Annotated in this window: 17 protein-coding genes; 10 read left to right on the top strand and 7 right to left on the bottom strand. The window is 59.6% G+C overall.

The features are described 5' to 3' along the window. Window positions 1-205: helix-turn-helix domain-containing protein (locus EM858_RS20700; protein WP_164865502.1), on the bottom strand; the 205-nt coding region annotated here is incomplete at its 3' end. 288 nt (window positions 206-493) lie between these two features. On the opposite strand from EM858_RS20700, the gene EM858_RS20695 reads away from it, so the two are divergent. Next, complete coding sequence (locus tag EM858_RS20695) at window positions 494-973, top strand: DUF2938 domain-containing protein (RefSeq protein WP_003522837.1); 480 nt, start codon at window positions 494-496, stop codon at window positions 971-973. 40 nt (window positions 974-1,013) lie between these two features. Here EM858_RS20695 and EM858_RS20690 read toward each other — a convergent pair whose 3' ends face one another. Beyond that, the gene (locus tag EM858_RS20690) at window positions 1,014-1,946 is read right to left on the bottom strand and encodes a neutral zinc metallopeptidase (protein WP_020809202.1); all 933 of its coding nucleotides are present in this window, start codon (window positions 1,944-1,946) and stop codon (window positions 1,014-1,016) included. Between the two features lie 87 nt (window positions 1,947-2,033). Next, window positions 2,034-2,522 (bottom strand): DUF2306 domain-containing protein, encoded by a 489-nt coding sequence (locus EM858_RS20685; protein WP_127757824.1) that lies wholly within the window; start codon window positions 2,520-2,522, stop codon window positions 2,034-2,036. An 85-nt stretch (window positions 2,523-2,607) separates the two neighbouring features. Here EM858_RS20685 and EM858_RS20680 point away from each other — a divergent pair, with 85 nt between their 5' ends. The 3 genes from EM858_RS20680 (at window position 2,608) to EM858_RS20670 (ending at window position 7,561) form a co-directional block, all read left to right on the top strand. Then, the gene (locus EM858_RS20680; protein ID WP_245483032.1) at window positions 2,608-3,429 is read left to right on the top strand and encodes a LytTR family DNA-binding domain-containing protein; all 822 of its coding nucleotides are present in this window, start codon (window positions 2,608-2,610) and stop codon (window positions 3,427-3,429) included. A gap of 157 nt (window positions 3,430-3,586) precedes the next feature. Then, the gene (carB, locus tag EM858_RS20675) at window positions 3,587-7,075 is read left to right on the top strand and encodes a carbamoyl-phosphate synthase large subunit (RefSeq protein ID WP_127757823.1); all 3,489 of its coding nucleotides are present in this window, start codon (window positions 3,587-3,589) and stop codon (window positions 7,073-7,075) included. Between the two features lie 297 nt (window positions 7,076-7,372). Beyond that, window positions 7,373-7,561, top strand: a complete 189-nt coding sequence (locus tag EM858_RS20670; RefSeq protein WP_127757822.1) for a hypothetical protein — start codon at window positions 7,373-7,375, stop codon at window positions 7,559-7,561. Between the two features lie 80 nt (window positions 7,562-7,641). Here the strand turns inward: EM858_RS20670 and EM858_RS20665 are convergent, their stop codons facing one another. The 3 genes from EM858_RS20665 to EM858_RS20655 form a co-directional block, all read right to left on the bottom strand. Beyond that, window positions 7,642-8,781, bottom strand: a complete 1,140-nt coding sequence (locus tag EM858_RS20665; RefSeq protein WP_127757821.1) for a GGDEF domain-containing protein — start codon at window positions 8,779-8,781, stop codon at window positions 7,642-7,644. A 151-nt stretch (window positions 8,782-8,932) separates the two neighbouring features. After that, window positions 8,933-10,381, bottom strand: a complete 1,449-nt coding sequence (locus tag EM858_RS20660; RefSeq protein ID WP_127757820.1) for a UdgX family uracil-DNA binding protein — start codon at window positions 10,379-10,381, stop codon at window positions 8,933-8,935. Further along, entirely contained in the window at window positions 10,381-11,613 is a 1,233-nt protein-coding gene (locus EM858_RS20655; protein ID WP_127757831.1) for a putative DNA modification/repair radical SAM protein, read from the bottom strand. Before EM858_RS20655 ends, EM858_RS20660 begins: the two co-directional genes overlap by 1 nt. A gap of 221 nt (window positions 11,614-11,834) precedes the next feature. On the opposite strand from EM858_RS20655, the gene greA reads away from it, so the two are divergent. Then, the gene (gene greA / locus EM858_RS20650) at window positions 11,835-12,311 is read left to right on the top strand and encodes a transcription elongation factor GreA (protein ID WP_003522847.1); all 477 of its coding nucleotides are present in this window, start codon (window positions 11,835-11,837) and stop codon (window positions 12,309-12,311) included. 90 nt (window positions 12,312-12,401) lie between these two features. Next, window positions 12,402-13,457: a glycosyltransferase family 4 protein gene (locus EM858_RS20645; RefSeq protein ID WP_127757819.1), complete on the top strand. Its 1,056-nt coding sequence runs from the start codon at window positions 12,402-12,404 to the stop codon at window positions 13,455-13,457. Window positions 13,458-13,482: 25 nt separating this feature from the next. Here EM858_RS20645 and EM858_RS20640 read toward each other — a convergent pair whose 3' ends face one another. After that, entirely contained in the window at window positions 13,483-13,950 is a 468-nt protein-coding gene (locus EM858_RS20640) for an Lrp/AsnC family transcriptional regulator (RefSeq protein ID WP_020811379.1), read from the bottom strand. Window positions 13,951-14,216: 266 nt separating this feature from the next. Here EM858_RS20640 and trxB point away from each other — a divergent pair, with 266 nt between their 5' ends. The 4 genes from trxB (at window position 14,217) to EM858_RS20620 (ending at window position 18,257) form a co-directional block, all read left to right on the top strand. After that, window positions 14,217-15,191 carry a thioredoxin-disulfide reductase gene (gene trxB, locus EM858_RS20635; protein ID WP_020811380.1) on the top strand — a complete coding sequence of 325 codons (975 nt, stop codon included), beginning with the start codon at window positions 14,217-14,219 and terminating at the stop codon, window positions 15,189-15,191. A gap of 24 nt (window positions 15,192-15,215) precedes the next feature. Continuing rightward, window positions 15,216-16,112: a LysR family transcriptional regulator VtlR gene (locus EM858_RS20630; RefSeq protein ID WP_020011327.1), complete on the top strand. Its 897-nt coding sequence runs from the start codon at window positions 15,216-15,218 to the stop codon at window positions 16,110-16,112. A 614-nt stretch (window positions 16,113-16,726) separates the two neighbouring features. Continuing rightward, window positions 16,727-17,017 carry a metalloregulator ArsR/SmtB family transcription factor gene (locus tag EM858_RS20625; protein ID WP_003522852.1) on the top strand — a complete coding sequence of 97 codons (291 nt, stop codon included), beginning with the start codon at window positions 16,727-16,729 and terminating at the stop codon, window positions 17,015-17,017. Window positions 17,018-17,144: 127 nt separating this feature from the next. Beyond that, the gene (locus EM858_RS20620) at window positions 17,145-18,257 is read left to right on the top strand and encodes an alkene reductase (RefSeq protein WP_003522853.1); all 1,113 of its coding nucleotides are present in this window, start codon (window positions 17,145-17,147) and stop codon (window positions 18,255-18,257) included. Window positions 18,258-18,265 lie beyond the last annotated feature (8 nt).

Raw genomic sequence — 18,265 nt, 5'->3', positions numbered from 1 at the left:
AGGATGTTCGCCGAGGGCTCGAATGCGGACGGCGGGAGCGATCCAGCAAGGCGTCTCCCGCCTGCGCCCGCCGCAGCCAGACATAACCCGTCTGCCGACTGATGCCGAAACGCTTGCACAAAGCCGAAATAGTGGCCCCTTCCAGCAACGCAAGCATCACAAATTCTCGTCGCTGATCCACGACAGACAACTCCCGCCAAGCCATCCCGACCTCCTCTGCCACAAAGGCAAAGTTGTCAGGGATGTCTCCGAACATCTGTCAACTATGTATCAGGGCTGCACACTTGTCCCGAGGATCCAACCACGCCTCGTTTAAAAGATACGTCGCAGATACTCGGGACAAGCCCGAGCATGACGGAGGTGAGGTCTTGCGCCTTCTCACCCTCATGGCGGAGCGATCCGGCCATTTTTTTGTCCACCCTCATAATAGTCGGTTCCCGCCATTCACACGATCCGCTAGAGCTTGATCGATCATGATCATGCGGAGGGATTCATGCTGGAACTGATTTGGCGCGGCATTGCCATGGGCATTGGCGGCACCGTGTTTATGGATATATGGGCAATCGTGCTGCACCGGTTCTTCGGCCAGTCCGCACCAAACTGGGCGCCGGTCGGCCGCTGGTTCTGGCATGTGCCGAAAGGTACGATATTTCACGACAGCATCGCCACGGCTGAACCCTATGAACACGAACTGGCGCTCGGCTGGATTTCGCATTACGCCGTCGGCATTGTTTATGGCGTCATTCTTGCGCTGGTGGTTCCGGCCGCGTGGTTTGCCAATCCTTCGTTCATTGAGCCGTGGATCGTCGGCATCATAACGGTCGGCGCGGGCTGGTTCCTGTTGCAGCCGGGGCTCGGCATCGGCTGGGCGGCGTCGAAGACCCCCAACCCGAACAAGGTCCGCTTTCTCAACCTTGTGGCCCACACCGTTTTCGCCCTCGGCATGTATGCCGTGGCGCTTTTGATGCGCTAAATGAAATGGGGGCTGAAAAGCCCCCTCTCCTGTCCGGTTCTCAGATATTCGCCGAGAACGTATCGCAATCTTCGACACGGCCGCTCTGGAAACCGCGCTTAAACCATTCCGCTCGCTGTGCCGAGGTGCCGTGGTTGAAACTGTCAGGCACCACATAGCCCTGAGTCTGCTTCTGCAGCGTATCGTCGCCGATCTGGTGGGCGGCGTTCAGCGCTTCCTCAAGGTCACCGGTTTCGAGAATGCCCTTCTGCTCGGTGAACTTGCCCCAGATGCCAGCATAGCAATCCGCCTGAAGCTCGACACGCACCGACATCTTGTTGGCATCCACCTGGCTCATCGACTGGCGGCGGCGGTTGAACTCCGGCAGAACGCCGGTCAGGTTCTGGATGTGGTGGCCCACCTCATGCGCAATCACATAAGCCTGCGCGAAATCGCCGGCCGCGCCGAAACGCTGGTCCAGTTCCTTGAAGAAGCTGGTGTCGAGATAGACCTTGCGGTCACCCGGGCAATAGAACGGACCGCTGGCGGCGGAAGCATAACCGCAGGCGGAAGACACCTGACCGGAGAACAGAACCAGCGTCGGCTTCTGATAGGTCTCACCGGCGGACTGGAAAATGCCGCTCCACGTATCTTCCGTCTCGGCCAGCACGGTGCGCACGAAAGCCGTCGTCTCGTCCGACGACTGGCCTTGCGGACGCGTGCCCGCCTGCTGGCCGCCGGATTGCTGCGTCGTGCCGCCGCCATCCAGTGAAATATCGCCGCCCGAAAGCAGCGTCAGCGGGTTGATGCCGAGCACCCAGCTTATCAGCAGGATGACAAGAATGCCGCCAATACCGATACCGCCGCCGCGCCGCCCGATAGGCACACGCATTCCGCCACGGGAAAAAGGATCGTTGCCCGACGGCCCCGATCCCGCCGACATGCCGCGCCGGTCCTCGATATTGTCCGACTGGCGGCGCCCTCTCCATTCCATGCTATTCTCCCGGCGGATATCGCCTTAACAAGCTGCCTTATAACGGCACTATAATACATCTTGTTCCGGAAGGAAGCGTGGCCTCTCTCAGGCGGCTCGCCGTCTTTGCCTGAAGACCGCGACGAACAGGAAAACAAACAACAGGCCGCCGACCAAAAGGGTTAGAAAATCATCCCCGCCATTGCCGAAAACAACCGCGTTCATGATACGCGTGGGAAGGAAAGTGAGGCCGCCCGCTATGACGATACCGCCGAGATAAACGCCCTGCATGATGCGCATATGGTGCTTTATTTCACCCCTGCGCGCGAAATAGACCGATTGCAGACAGCCATATATGGTGAAAATCGACATCAGGTGGATCGGGCTGAAACCGTAGAAAACATTCAGCTCATGTATAAAAAATGTCGAGAACGACGTGACAACCATCAGGACAACCCAGATCTTGCCAAACAGTCGGTGAAGAGGCGTGCCTTTCGGAGAGAATAAAACCACAGCACCGATGATGGCGGCGGGAATGACCGTTGCCACATGCAGTTGAACAGCGAAAGGCGCATCAAGAAGAGGCTGAAGGGACATTTATCTCACCCGGTTGAACTCGGCGGCAATTTCAGCGAAACATGGCGCGGCTCAACCGGAATGGCGCAAACAGCGGGAGAATTTCGTGAACGGCACTGTCGTGCAATCCACGCTTCGCCAATTGCAAGCGATGGGGCGTTCCCGTTCGCTGTGGAGCACGTTTCTCGCCATCCTCTTTCTCTTCATCTTGACCGGTCCCTACGGTACGGGCCAGAAAATGACCTTCTGGCCAAGGGCTGCCTATTGGACCCTGCTTTTGGGCTCGGGCTGGATCATTACCACCGGTTTTTCGGCCTTCGCCAATGCCGCGCTGGCTCGGGCGCTGACAAGCCCGCTTGCCCGGATGATGGCCGGAGCCATCGCCGCCGCCCTGCCCATCGGCGCAATCATAACCCTCGCCAACCATGCGTTTTTCGCGCAATCCATCGACACCGCATCGATTGGTGAGGATGCGCAGGCTGCTCTGCCGCTTTGCCTTATATTCTGTTTCCTGAGTTATCTGACCGCCGGTCTCGGGCACGGAGACGAACCGGTGGAAGCGGCTGAAGCGGAAAACCCGCCATCGCCGTCAGTCAGGGAGCGCCCGGCCATTCTGGATCGTCTGGAGCCGGCACGGCGCGGCCCGCTGCTGCGGCTTTCCGTGGAAGACCATTATACCGAAATCGTCACCACACGCGGCAGACAGCTCGTTTTGCTGCGTTTTGCCGATGCGCTGCGGGAAATCGGCGATACGCAGGGCTTGCAGGTGCATCGCTCCCATTGGGTGGCCGATGCCGGCGTGGCCTCGCTGCTGAGAAAGGCAGGACGTCTTTATGTGGTGATGCAGGACGGCACGGAAATTCCCGTCAGCCGCTCCTATAGTGCAGCGGTCCAGGCCCGTTTCACCGTGCACGCCCCTGCCGGTTAAGAGTTTCTGTCGATTCCGGAATTTATGGGGTTCCGTTCTCAAAAACATTTGCCTATAAGCCGCTTCTAGCCTGAAAACATTTGAATTGCGCCCCCCGGCCGGTGATCCTTCACCCTGGCCGGTGTTTTGCGCAACCGAAAAGCGGAACGAGAGAGCCATGCCGAAGCGCCAAGATATCAAGTCCATCCTCATCATCGGCGCGGGACCGATCGTCATCGGTCAGGCATGTGAATTCGACTATTCCGGCACGCAGGCCTGCAAGGCGCTGAAGGAAGAGGGTTACCGGGTCATCCTGGTCAACTCCAACCCGGCGACGATCATGACCGATCCCGGCCTTGCCGACGCCACTTACGTCGAGCCGATCACGCCTGAAGTCGTGGCGAAGATCATCGCCAAGGAGCGTCCGGATGCGCTTCTGCCGACCATGGGCGGCCAGACCGCGCTCAACACCGCGCTCTCTCTCAAGCGCATGGGCGTTCTCGACCGTTACAATGTCGAAATGATCGGTGCGAAGCCCGAAGCCATCGACATGGCCGAAGACCGCGCCCTCTTCCGCGAAGCCATGGCCCGCATCGGCCTTGAAACCCCGCGCTCCATGCTGGCCAACGCCACCGAGATCAAGGATGCCGACCGCAAGAAGCACGAGGCCGCGCGCACCGAGCTGAAGGGCAAGCTTTCCGGTCCCGATCTCGACAAGGCGCTGGACGATCTCGAAAACCAGTGGAACCTCGGCGAAACCGACCGCAAGCAGCGCTACATGGCCCATGCCATGGCAATCGCCGCGCAGGCAATCGATCATGTCGGCCTGCCGGCCATCATCCGCCCATCCTTCACGCTCGGCGGCACCGGTGGCGGCATTGCCTATAACCGCTCGGAATTCTTCGACATCGTCTCGGGCGGTCTCGACGCCTCGCCGACGACGGAAGTTCTGGTCGAAGAATCGGTTCTCGGCTGGAAGGAATATGAGATGGAAGTCGTCCGCGACAAGGCGGACAATTGCATTATCATCTGCTCCATCGAAAACATCGATCCGATGGGTGTCCACACCGGCGACTCGATCACTGTTGCGCCGGCGCTGACGCTGACCGACAAGGAATACCAGATCATGCGCAACGCCTCGATTGCGGTGCTGCGCGAGATCGGCGTGGAAACCGGCGGCTCGAACGTGCAGTTCGCCGTCAACCCGAAGGACGGCCGCCTCGTCGTCATCGAAATGAACCCGCGCGTTTCGCGCTCCTCCGCGCTGGCATCGAAGGCGACCGGCTTCCCCATCGCCAAGATCGCCGCCAAGCTCGCCATCGGCTACACGCTGGATGAGCTTGAGAACGACATTACCGGCGGTGCGACACCTGCTTCCTTCGAACCTTCCATCGACTACGTCGTCACCAAGATCCCGCGTTTCGCCTTCGAGAAATTCCCCGGCGCTTCCCCGATCCTCACCACCGCCATGAAGTCGGTCGGCGAAGTCATGGCCATCGGCCGCACCTTCGCGGAATCGCTGCAGAAGGCGCTTCGCGGCATGGAAACCGGCCTCACCGGTCTGGATGAAATCGAAATCCCCGGCTACGAGGAAGGTGAAGGTTCCAAGAACGCCATCCGCGCCGCCATCGGCACGCCGACGCCGGACCGCCTGCGCATGGTCGCCCAGGCGCTGCGCATGGGCATGAGCGAAGAGGAAGTCCACGAGAACTCGAAGATCGATCCGTGGTTCATCGCCCAGTTCAAGGCCATCGTAGACATGGAAGCCCGCATCCGCGAGCATGGCCTGCCGCAGGATGCCGAAAACCTGCGCATGCTGAAGGCAATGGGCTTCTCCGACGCCCGCCTCGCCAGCCTGACGTCCAAGCGCCCGAAGGAAGTGGCCGAGCTGCGCAACAGCCTGAACGTCCGCCCGGTCTTCAAGCGCATCGACACCTGCGCGGCCGAATTCGCTTCGCCGACCGCTTACATGTATTCGACCTATGAAATTCCCTTCGTTGGCGCAGCCCGCTCCGAAGCGCAGGTTTCCGACCGCAAGAAGGTCGTCATCCTCGGCGGTGGCCCGAACCGTATCGGCCAGGGCATCGAGTTCGATTATTGCTGCTGCCACGCCGCCTTCGCGCTGAAGGATGCCGGCTTCGAAGCCATCATGATCAACTGCAACCCGGAAACCGTTTCCACCGACTACGACACCTCCGACCGCCTCTATTTCGAGCCGCTGACGGCCGAAGACGTGATCGAGATCATGCGCGCGGAGCAGGAAAAGGGCGAGCTGGTCGGCGTCATCGTGCAGTTTGGCGGCCAGACCCCGCTGAAGCTCGCCGAAGCGCTGGAAAAGAACGGCATCCCGATCCTCGGCACTGCGCCTGACATGATCGACCTTGCCGAAGACCGCGACCGCTTCCAGAAGCTGCTGATGAAGCTCGATCTCGCCCAACCGAACAACGGCATCGCCTATTCGGTCGAGCAGGCCCGCCTCGTGGCTTCGGAAATCGGCTTCCCGCTGGTGGTGCGCCCGTCCTACGTTCTGGGTGGCCGCGCCATGCAGATCATCCATTCGGAAGGCCAGCTCCAGACCTATCTGCTCGACACGGTTCCGGGCCTCGTACCCGAGGACATCAAGCAGCGTTACCCGAACGACAAGACCGGCCAGATCAACACCCTGCTCGGCAAGAACCCGCTGCTATTCGACAGCTACCTGACCAATGCCGTGGAAGTGGACGTCGATGCGCTGTGCGACGGCGAAAGCGTCTTCGTGTCAGGCATCATGGAGCACATCGAAGAAGCCGGCATCCATTCGGGCGACTCGGCCTGCTCGCTGCCGGTCCGTTCGCTGTCGAAGGAGATCGTCGACGAGCTGGAACGCCAGACGACGGCGCTTGCCAAGGCGCTCAATGTCGGCGGCCTCATGAACGTGCAATATGCCATCAAGGATGGCACGATCTACGTTCTCGAGGTCAATCCGCGCGCCTCGCGCACCGTGCCTTTCGTGGCGAAGACCATCGGCGCGCCGATCGCCAAGATCGCCGCCCGCGTCATGGCCGGGGAGAGGCTCGATCCGGCGATTGCCGCTTACGGCGAAAAGCCCGATCCGCGCAACCTGAAGCACATTGCCGTCAAGGAAGCCGTCTTCCCCTTCGCCCGCTTCCCCGGCGTTGACATTCTGCTCGGACCGGAAATGCGCTCGACCGGCGAAGTCATCGGCCTCGATACCGATTTCGCGCTGGCATTCGCCAAGAGCCAGCTCGGCGCCGGCGTCGACCTGCCCCGCTCCGGTGCGGTCTTCGTCTCGGTGCGTGACGAGGACAAGGAAGGCGTTCTGCCCGCCATCCGCATTCTCGTGGAAAGCGGCTTCAAGGTGCTGGCCACCGGCGGCACCCAGCGTTTCCTCGCCGAAAAGGGCATCAACGCCGAAAAGATCAACAAGGTGCAGGAAGGCCGTCCGCATATCGAAGACGCCATCCGCAACCGTCAGGTCCAGCTCGTCATCAACACCACCGACAGCAACAAGGCGATTTCTGACTCGAAGTCGCTGCGCCGCGCGACGCTGATGCAGAAGGTGCCTTACTATACGACGATGGCCGGCGCGGAAGCGGCAGCGCTTGCCATCAAGGCGCTGAAGGCCGGCAATCTGGAAGTAAAGCCGCTGCAGAGCTACTTCCAGTAAGCTGCGGGAACCCCAGGTTCCAACGCTGAATGAAAACAAAACGCCGCGGGTCACCATGCCCGCGGCGTTTTGCATCGCGTAATCCTGCTGCAATTCATTGCCGGTATCAAAACATCAGGTTCGAACGAGGCCCATGATGTCCCTATTCCGCAATGACGGATCGCCCGCAGCCATTCGCCGCGGCGTTGCCAAAGCTCCGGCCAAATGCTCCATTAAGATGCTGAATCGCCCCGCCATCCGGTCCCGGCGATGGGAACACCTGGCCCCGATAAGCCAAAGCGCGTTGAGGAACTGATCATGGCTGGACGTCCACCGGGGCCGGAGCGTGTGGCTTTTCCGCTGCGGATCGAACCCGCAATATTGAACATGATCCGGCACACCGCGAGCGGTGAGTTGCGCAGCGTCAATGCCCAGATCGAGGTTCTTCTGAAAGAGGCCCTGTCCCGTCGCGCCACGGCGGATGAAACAGACAAGCCGCCCTTTTAAGAGCGAAGGGCAACAACGACGCTACACGACAAAAAGACGCGGTGCGGCCGTGCGGACAGATCGACGGCCCGCAGCCCCGCCTATGCCGCCTGCGCCTCCCGAACGCAATTGCGCCCTTCCATCTTCGCGCGGTAAAGTGCGCGATCCGCCATTTCCGCGAGCGTCTGGAGATCGCAGCGCATCTCGCCAGTGGCGGCAACGCCGATGCTAATGGTGACGCCGACGCGCAGACCGCCGCAATCGACCTCGGTTACCGCAATCGCATCGCGAATGCGTTCGCCGATCATGCAGGCCTTGCGAACGCCGGCGCCCGGCAGGTAGATGATGAATTCCTCTCCGCCGTAACGCGCCAGCACATCCCCGCCGCGGATGCTGCCGCCGATGCGCTTCGCCACTTCCTGCAGCACGCTATCGCCGACGGCGTGGCCGAAACGGTCGTTGATCGACTTGAAGTGATCGATATCCAGCAACATGGCCGCATCGGCGGGATCGGGCGTCGCAGGCATGGTCTGGAAGAAGAAACGCCGGTTCTTGACGCCCGTCAGCGGGTCGGTATTCGCAAGAACCAGCAGTTTGCGTTCTGACCGCTCGGCCACAAGCATCATCACGAACAGGGCAATGGCGAAGTTCAGCATGATGATGAAGAAGAACGCATTGACCAGATCGATAGTGGCATAATCCGGGAAAAGCACGCTTTTCACCACCGATAGCGAAATGAGACCGGAGACGCCGGTGATCGCACCCAGCGCCAGGCGGGAGAGCAGCGGCTCCCTGCGCCATCTGGCGAAAAGCACCGATGCCCCGGCGAGATAGGCGAGCGACGCGCAGCCATTGAAGAGCGCCGCGCGATACGCATTATTGTCCGCCACCTGCTGCGCGACAGCCATCGCCAGCACGGAGATGAGGCAGACAAGGGATACGGTCCGTCTGTCGACGGAACGCCCATCGCTCAACGCCTTCAAGCCGAGCCAGATCAGCGCGTACCCCACAATACCGAAAACGACACTGCCGAGCCGCCATAAGGCGGGCGACAATATTCCCCATTCGCCGTAACCGGCAAGCGTGGAGCCAATCGCCATCGAGGCGAAACCCGCCGCAAGGGGGATGGGACCGCGCAAGCCGCGATTGGTCATTTTCAGATAGATAAAACTCAAAAGCCCAACGATGTAAGAACACTTTTGCATCAGTATGACTGTCGCAAGGTCGAGTTCACCCAACATGATTTGTCCATACGGTAAATAAATTCGGAGAAATCAATTATAATAGAAAGTATAAAATTTCAATAAAAATAACAGATAAATAATCAGAGAATGATACTACTGCAAGTTTTGGCCAGAGACCTGAATAAATCCCCAGCGAGCAAATAAAAATTCATTCGAACATTCTAATAAAACTAATATCTTTCTTGAACCGCATCATTTCCGCCTCTTTCGCCTGCCCATCGGCAAGGCGCAGGAGATAAGACGGGTGCACGGTGACAAAAAGCGTTCGGCCCTCCGCCATCGGCAGAGGACGGCTCCGAATCTCCGAGAGTTTTTCCTTGCCGCCGGTCAGCGCATAAAGCGCCGTTGCGCCCATGGCAACGATCAGTTTCGGCCGAATAAGCGCGATTTCCTGATTGAGCCACCAGCGGCATTGCTCCACTTCGCCCGCATTCGGCCGTTGATGGATGCGTCGTTTGCCGCGCGTTTCGTATTTGAAGTGTTTGACGGCATTGGTGACGTAGAGCTTCTTGCGCTCGATACCGACATCGGCAAGAGTCCGGTCGAAAAGCTGGCCGGCCGGGCCGACAAAAGGCTTTCCAGCGAGATCTTCATGATCGCCCGGCTGTTCGCCAACGATCATGATTTCCGCATCCTCCGGCCCCGAACCGAAAACCGTTTGCGTGGCGCTGCAATGCAGGGAGCAGCGGGTGCAATGGCCAGCTTCCCGCGCCAGCGATGCGAGCGTGCCATCCGGCACGGGTTGCGGCATCTCCCGGGCAGCCGCCGCAGCCTGCAGGCGATGGTGAAAAGGCTGCGGCTGGCTTGCCGCCCTGGCGGCCATCTCCAGCACCCGCGCCTCCGCACCGAGGATGAGGTCGGGAATGAGATCGGCTTCCGGCAGGTTCTTCCAGTATTTCTTCGGCATCTCCGCCGTCATGGCTTTGATCTTGAGGCGCGCCGGATTGAATATATTGGCATAATAGGTCCGCCAGAGTTCATCCGTCTCGTCCTTCAGATCAGGCTTCGCCGCCGCCTCCCGCGAGGTTTGCAACTCGCTTCCATCCCATCGGGCAGACCCTTTCGGCGTGGCGATCAGCCAGTCCATATCGGTAAACCGTCGCTGGAAAAACGCTGCCGTTCGCTCGACGATGAAATGATCCGGCTCGAACCAGGCCACGAACCGCCGTCGCCCGCCCTGCCCCTGCGGCAAGGGCAACTCCTTGAAACGGACGAAAGCCGTCATCTTGTGACAATCCCGGCGCACCGATTTTTCAAGCAAGCGGGCCTCTGCAACATCCGGATCGGACTTGAACTGCAACAGGGCGCGATCCCGCTTCAGCCGCCACAACAACCGGTAAAGCAGCGCAAACCGGCCGGGATCGCCGTGGCAGATGACGGCCTGCGCCAGGGCCACGAACGAGGCCGGAACAGAAACCTGCCCATTGCCGGCATCAACCGTCGGCAATGGCTCACCGGCGAAATCCAGCATCCCTGCCCCGTCATCCCGCAACCGCCAGTCAATCGTCTCCGGCCGAATATCGGCGGCAAGGGCCGCACGCGCGGCATCGCGCCACTCGACGAAATCGCCCCGCCCTTCCAGAACCGGGCCATACATCACAACAACGATAATTGTTCAGGCTGCGGTGCAAACATCGCCCGCAAATCCGGCCGCTCGGTCAGCTTGCCCGGCGTCCAGCCCTCGGCAACGATGAAAGCCTTCACCTTTTTCACGGAAACACCGAAACGCGCGATATCCTCCAGCCGCAGCCGCCGGAACCGCCGTGACGAGAGAACGGAGGCCACCGTCTTGGTGCCGAAACCGGGCACACGCAGCAGCATTTCCCGATCCGCCGCATTGACGTCCACCGGGAAACGTTCGCGATGTTTCAGCGCCCAGGCGAGTTTCGGGTCGATATCGAGATCGAGCATGCCGTCGCCGCCGATCGCCGTTATCTCGCTAATATCGAAGCCATAAAAGCGATACAGCCAGTCCGCCTGATAAAGCCGGTGTTCCCGCATCAGCGGCGGCTTGATGAGCGGCAGGTTTTTCGACGAATCGGGAATGGGGCTGAAGGCCGAATAATAGACGCGCCGCAAGCCGTAGCTGCCATAAAGCCGGGCGCTGGTGGAGAGAATGGTACTATCGTCAGCGCCATCCGCCCCCACGATCATCTGCGTGCTCTGCCCGGCCGGCGCAAAGCGCCTGGTCTTGCGTGTCCGGACGGTCGGCTCCCCGGCCTCCTCGATCTTCAGGCGGATATCGGCCATGGAGCGGCGAATATTGACAGGCTGCTTTTCCGGCGCGAAACGGCCAATGCCGCTATCGGTCGGCAATTCGATATTGATCGAGAGACGATCCGCATAAAGCCCTGCCTCCTCGATGAGCCTGGGCGATGCTTCGGGAATGGATTTCAGGTGAATATACCCACGAAAACCATGGGTAACCCGCAACTCCCGCGCCACGCGCACCATCTCCTCCATCGTATGATCGGAGGAGCGGATGATGCCGGAGGACAGGAACAGCCCTTCGATATAGTTGCGCCGGTAAAACTCCAGCGTCAGCCAAACCACCTCTTCCGGCGTGAACCGCGCCCGCTCGACATTGCTGGAGGAACGGTTGATGCAATAGGCGCAATCATAGATGCAGAAATTGGTGAGCAGGATTTTCAAAAGTGAAATACAGCGCCCATCCGGCGCATAGGCATGGCAGATGCCCGACCCTTCCGTGGAGCCCAGACCGCCCGATGCTGCGGAGTTGCGTTTTGTCGTGCCGCTCGATGCGCAGGAGGCATCGTATTTCGCCGCGTCGGAGAGAATGGCCAGCCGTTGCCTGATCGACTTCTTCATAGGTATGTTCACTATATGTTCCACAAGCAAATGTCAACGACATAGTCTAAGTAATTGATTACGTGAGAAAATATGTGCACCTCAAATTTGCTGGCATTTCGCTGTCGTCTTCTGATATAGTCGGCTCAGTTATGATTTTGGCATGGTTCCGGAGTTCCCCTCCGGAACCTGTTTCTTTTTGTGTCTGCAAGTAAAGCGACCGGAATGCGAAGGATAAAAAAATGGTAGAAAAAGTACCGATGACTCAGGGTGGATTCGTCAAGCTGCAGGAGGAGCTGCGCTGGCGCCAGCAGGAGGAACGCCCCCGTATCATCGAGGCGATTGCGGAAGCGCGCGCCCATGGCGACCTTTCGGAAAACGCCGAGTACCATGCTGCCAAGGAAGCACAGAGCCACAATGAAGGCCGCATCACCGAACTCGAAGACCTGACCGCACGCGCGGAAGTCATCGACCTTTCCAAGATGTCGGGCTCGAAGATCAAGTTCGGCGCCACCGTCAAGCTGGTGGACGAGGATAGCGACGAGGAAAAGACCTATCAGATCGTCGGCGACCAGGAAGCCGATGTGAAGGCCGGCCGCATCTCCATCTCCTCGCCCATCGCCCGCGCGCTGATCGGCAAGGAAGTCGGTGACAGCATCGAAGTCAACGCTCCGGGCGGCGCCAAGGGCTACGAGATTCTCGCGGTTCAGTGGGGCTGATGCCCCCACATGCAATGCGTCCCATGCGGGCGCATTGCTTTTCTTGACGTCTTCAATCCCCCGAATTAGCCGCAAAGACGGAAGCCCATCTTGTCCCACGCCAGTCTGAAAGATGTGCAGGTGCTTGCGCCGAACTTCAAACGCAGGCTTTCCGGCGTTACCTCCACCATCGTTCAACTTATTCCGGTGCAGAACCGGCTGGGGCAGAAGGTGGCCGTCATTGGACCGGGTTTACCGCCGCATCTGCCGCATGTGCGTTTCCGCGATCTGTGGCGGCTCTGGCAAGACGGCCCGCAGGGCGGCCCGCGCATCTGGCATGCCCGGCGCAACCTCGAAATGTTGCCGGGTCTTTTCATGCGTGACGTGCTGCGCATGAAGGTGAAGCTGCTGTTCACCTCGGCCGCACAGAGGCGGCATTCCGCCTATACACGGTTTCTGATTTCGAAGATGGATGCCGTGGTCGCGACCAGCACCCGTTCCGGCTCGTTTCTGGAAGTACCCCATCGCGTCGTCATGCATGGCGTCGATACCGACCTGTTCCATCCGGCAACCGGCCCGGAAGATACAATCGCGGCAACCGGCCTGCCGGGACAATATCTCATCGGCTGCTTTGGACGGGTGCGCCACCAGAAGGGCACCGATCTCTTCGTGCGCGCCATGATCGAGCTTTTGCCCGCCCATCCGCAATGGACAGCCATTGTTTCCGGCCGCGTAACGGCGGAACACAAGGCTTTTGCCGAAGCACTCGAGGCCGATGTCAAGGCCGCCGGCCTTTCGGACCGCATCGTATTTCAGGGTGAGGTGGACGACATCAAGCCGTGGTACCGGCGGCTGACGCTCTATGTCGCCCCATCGCGCAATGAGGGTTTCGGCTTGACGCCGCTCGAGGCCATGGCGTCGGAAACGGCCGTCGTCACCAGCACTGCCGGCGCCTATGAGGAAATGATCGTCAGGGGCGAAACCGGTGCAGTCGTCGAGGCGGGTGACTATGCATCGCTCAGGGATGCGATAAGGACCTATCTTGCCGACCCGGCTCTGGCCGAGAGCCATGCAAAGGCCGGCCTTTCGCATGTACGCAGCACATTTCCTCTTGAGAAAGAGGCCACGAGTCTCGGCGAAGTCTATGAGGCTTTGCGGCGCGGGTAACGCGTCTTAAGGCAGAGCCTGCCGCTCAGATTTCCACGAGACCGACACGCTTGACCTGCCGGATGGTGAGCATGGTGCGCACCGTATCGACATTTTCGTCCGCCGTCAGGACCTCGATGACGAAATCCTGAAACTCGGTCAGGTTCTTCGCCACGCAATGCAGCAGGAAATCGCTTTCGCCCGATACCATCCAGGCCTGGCGCACCAGCGACCAGCCGGCGGTTGCCGCCGCAAAAGCCTTCAGGTTGCTATCCGACTGGCGCTTGAGACCGACCATGCAGAAGGCGACGAGATCGAAACCGAGCTTCGGCGCGTTCAACATGGCGTGATAACCCTCGATCACGCCCGCTTCTTCGAGCTTGCGGACGCGCCGGAGGCAGGGCGGCGCGGAAATACCAACCCTTTCGGCCAGTTCCACATTGGTCATGCGCCCGTCGCGCTGCAATTCGCGCAGGATTTTCAGATCGATGGCATCGAGTTCGACGCTGGTCACGGAGGAGTACCTCGTTAAGCTGTAGAACTTCCTTGTACTATTCGGCGCGGGATTCGCAACATTATGCCACCGCCCGGTCACAAAATTGCGCGCGCATCCACAACTGCCTTGTTGGTAACGCAAGGCTGCCCTTGAATAAAGACACTAGACAACCTTAAATACCGGGCAACGAAGGGGTTGCGGCCTGTCCGCCGTCATGCGGCTCCAGGGCCCGGTGCCGAAAGGCGCTGCCAGGGAAAGGCCCCGTTATTGAAAGGAACGCTTCCATGTCTGCCCGCCACACGAAGGTATTGATCATCGGCTCCGGTCCCGCCGGTTATACCGCGGCGATCTACGCGGCCCGCGCAATGCTGAAACCCGTGCTGATCGCCGGCATGGAACAGGGCGGCCAGCTGATGATCACTACCGATGTCGAGAACTATCCGGGCTTTGCCGATCCGATCCAGGGTCCGTGGCTGATGGACCAGATGCTGAAGCAAGCGACGCATGTGGGCGCGGAAATCGTCAGCGACCTCGTCACCGAAGTTGAAACCAATGTACGGCCTTTCGTGGTCAAGACCGATTCCGGTCAGGTCTGGACGGCCGATACGCTGATCATCGCCACCGGCGCCAAGGCCAAGTGGCTCGGCATCGAGAGCGAACAGCATTTTCAGGGCTTCGGCGTTTCCGCCTGCGCCACCTGCGACGGTTTCTTCTATCGCAACAAGGATGTGATCGTGGTCGGCGGCGGCAACTCCGCCGTGGAAGAAGCGCTGTACCTCGCCCATATCGCCAAGTCGGTCACCGTCGTTCACCGCCGCGATAGCTTCCGCTCGGAAAAAATCCTGCAGGAACGGCTGTTCGCCAAGGAAAACGTCAAGATTCTCTGGAACACGGAAATCGCCGAAATTACCGGCGCGCCCGCAAAGCCGCCAATGCCGCCTTCCGTTTCCGGCGTGAAGCTGCGTGACACCAAGACCGGTGCGATCAGCGAATTCCCCATCGACGGCGTCTTCGTCGCCATCGGCCATGCGCCGGCGGTCGAGCTGTTCAAGGGCAAGGTGAAGCTGAAAGACAACGGCTACATGTGGACCGCCCCCGATTCGACGGCGACCGACGTGGAAGGCATTTTCGCGGCCGGCGACGTCACCGACGACATCTACCGTCAGGCGATCACCGCCGCCGGCATGGGTTGCATGGCCGCGCTGGAAGCGGAACGTTATCTCACCGCGCATCAACCGCTTGCTGTCGCAGCGGAATAACCGAAAGGCAGGATAGGCATGGCAATGCCATTGGACTGGGATAAACTGCGCATTTTTCATGCCGCAGCCGAAGCAGGGTCTTTCACCCATGCTGCTGACAAGCTGCATTTGTCCCAGTCGGCCATCAGCCGTCAGGTCAGCGCGCTCGAGCAGGATGTCGGCGTCAAGCTGTTCCATCGCCACGCCCGCGGTCTCATCCTCACCGAACAGGGCGAGTTGCTGTACCGCACCGCCCATGACGTGCTCTTGAAGCTCGAAACCGTCAAGATGCAGCTCACCGAAACGACGGAGAAGCCGAGCGGCAAGCTGCGCGTGACGACCACCGTCGGTCTCGGCCAAGGCTGGCTGACGGACAAGGTGCAGGAATTCCTGCAGCTCTATCCGGAAATGTCGATCCAGCTCATCCTCGACAATGAGGAGCTGGATGTGAACATGCGTCACGCCGACTGCGCCATCCGCCTGCGCCAGCCGCAGCAGTCGGACCTCATTCAGCGCAAGCTGTTCACGGTGCACATGCACGTCTATGCCGCACCGTCCTATATCAACCGCCATGGAGAACCGCAGTCGATCGAGGATCTCGACAACCACCGCATCATCTCCTTCGGCGAACCGGCGCCCAACTATCTGCTGGACGTCAACTGGCTGGAAAATGCCGGACGTTCTTCCGACAATACGCGCACGCCGCATCTGCAGATCAACAGCCAGACCTCGATCAAGCGCGCCTGCCTGCTGGGAATCGGTATTGCCTGCTTGCCGGATTATATCGTCGGCCGCGATCCGGGCCTCATCCAGCTTTCGCTCGCGGCAGATATTCCGTCATTCGATACCTATTTCTGCTATCCGGACGAAATGAAAAACGCTGCAAAGCTGAAGGCTTTCCGTGACTTCATCGTCGCCAAGGCTCGGAACTGGAACTTCTGACGTTAAAATAATCGACGTCAAAGGATAATCTTTCAAATTCAAAGCCTTACAAAGGCAGAAGCAAGAGGGGCGCACAGGCGCCCCTCTTCAGCTTTGCACATAAAATATACCGGAAATATCGAGGGCTGCGCGGTGCGCATGCCTGACCTGCACAAAAAAGAGTTGTTTCGTGCACAAAAAAGCACCATATCGCTCTCAGCTGATGCACACGGTGGCTTTTCCTCCCAGTTCCACCGCATCAGCTGTTCCCCTCTGGAGGTTTTTGACCTTCACACTTAAAGGGCCCTGGATCCATCCGGCGGCCCTCTTTTTTTACCCGCAAGAATTTTCTCCAATTTGGCGAAATATCGCATGATGCAACCTTGTTTTGCATTATTCCCACACCCATATTTTAGTCAGCTGTCACGCTCGCCCAAGGCACGCGACAGCTGTTCCCCTCTGGAGGTTTTGACCTTCAAACTTATCAGGCCGCGGAGATATCCAGCGGCCTTCTTTTTTGGAAATGCCTGCCCGCCCCCCCTCGATCCTCACAGACGATCCTCACAGAGACGTGACTTGTATATCGATGATGACCGATATAAATATCGGACATGCCAGATATTGAAGAAACACCGATGAACCCGGAGGAAATCCTCAAAGCCCTTTCGCACCCCGCAAGGCTGAAATTCCTGGAATGGCTGAAGTCTCCGGAAAGTCACTTCTGCCAGGAACATCCGCTCAGCATGGGTGTATGCGCCAACCAGTTTCAGATCAGCGGTCTGTCACAGTCCACCGTCTCGTCGCATCTGGCGGTGTTGCAGGCGGCCGGCCTGATAAGGTCGAAAAAGGTCGGGCAATGGGTGTTTTTCGAACGCAACGAGGAAACCATCGACGCCTTCCGCAATTATCTGCAAGCCAATCTCTGAGCCTCCCAAGCTTTGAGCCTCGGGGTGACGGACCGGAGACCGCAATGCGGCTTTCATTCCGGCACCCAATCAGAAAGACAGCGCGTCCCCCGCGCAATTTCGCCAACCGACCAGAAAGTGAAGTCGCATGACAAGTCTTTTCGAACCGGCACAGGCCGGCGATATCGCACTCGCCAACCGTATCGTCATGGCCCCCCTCACCCGCAACCGTTCGCCGGGCGCCATTCCCAACAATCTCAACGCCACCTATTACGAGCAGCGCGCCACAGCCGGGCTGATCGTCACGGAAGGCACGCCGATTTCCCAGCAGGGCCAAGGTTACGCTGACGTTCCCGGCCTCTACAAGCGGGAAGCGATCGCGGGCTGGAAACAGGTTACCGATGGCGTGCATTCCGCCGGTGGCAAGATCGTCGCGCAGATCTGGCATGTGGGCCGCATTTCCCACACCTCGCTGCAGCCGCATGGCGGCCAGCCGGTCGCGCCTTCCGCCATTCCGGCCAAGTCGAAGACCTATATCATCAATGATGACGGCACCGGCGCTTTTGCCGAAACCTCCGAGCCCCGTGCGCTCACCATCGACGATATCGGCCTCATCCTCGAGGATTACCGCAGCGGTGCCCGGGCAGCACTGGAGGCCGGTTTCGACGGCGTCGAAATCCATGCCGCCAATGGCTACCTGATCGAGCAGTTCCTGAAATCCAGCACCAACCAGCGTACGGATGATTATGGCGGCTCTATCGAAAACCGCGCCCGCTTCCTGCTCGAAGTTGTCGATGCGGTGGCGGAAGAGATCGGCGCAGGCCGTACCGGCATTCGCCTCTCGCCCGTCACGCCCGCCAACGACATTTTCGAAGCCGATCCGCAGCCGCTTTATAATTACGTGGCGGAACAGCTCGGCAAGCGCAATCTCGCCTTCATCCATGTCGTTGAAGGCGCAACCGGCGGCCCGCGCGATTTCAAGCAGGGCGACAAGCCTTTCGATTATGCCGCCTTCAAGGCCGCTTATCGCAATGCCGGCGGCAAAGGCCTTTGGATCGCCAATAATGGCTACGACCGTGAGAGCGCCATCGAGGCGGTTGAAAGCGGTAAAGTCGACGCCGTGGCCTTCGGCAAGGCCTTCATCGCCAATCCGGATCTGGTGCGCCGCCTGAAAAACGACGCGCCGCTCAACGAGCCGAACCAGCCGACCTTCTATGGCGGCGGAGCGGAAGGTTACACCGACTATCCGGCGCTTGCCTGATAAAGGAT

This window comes from Agrobacterium sp. CNPSo 2736 (assembly GCF_004005385.1).
GTDB lineage: Bacteria > Pseudomonadota > Alphaproteobacteria > Rhizobiales > Rhizobiaceae > Agrobacterium > Agrobacterium leguminum.
The sequence above is the reverse complement of the archived record's forward strand: the minus strand, read 5'-3'. Positions and strand labels throughout refer to the sequence as shown.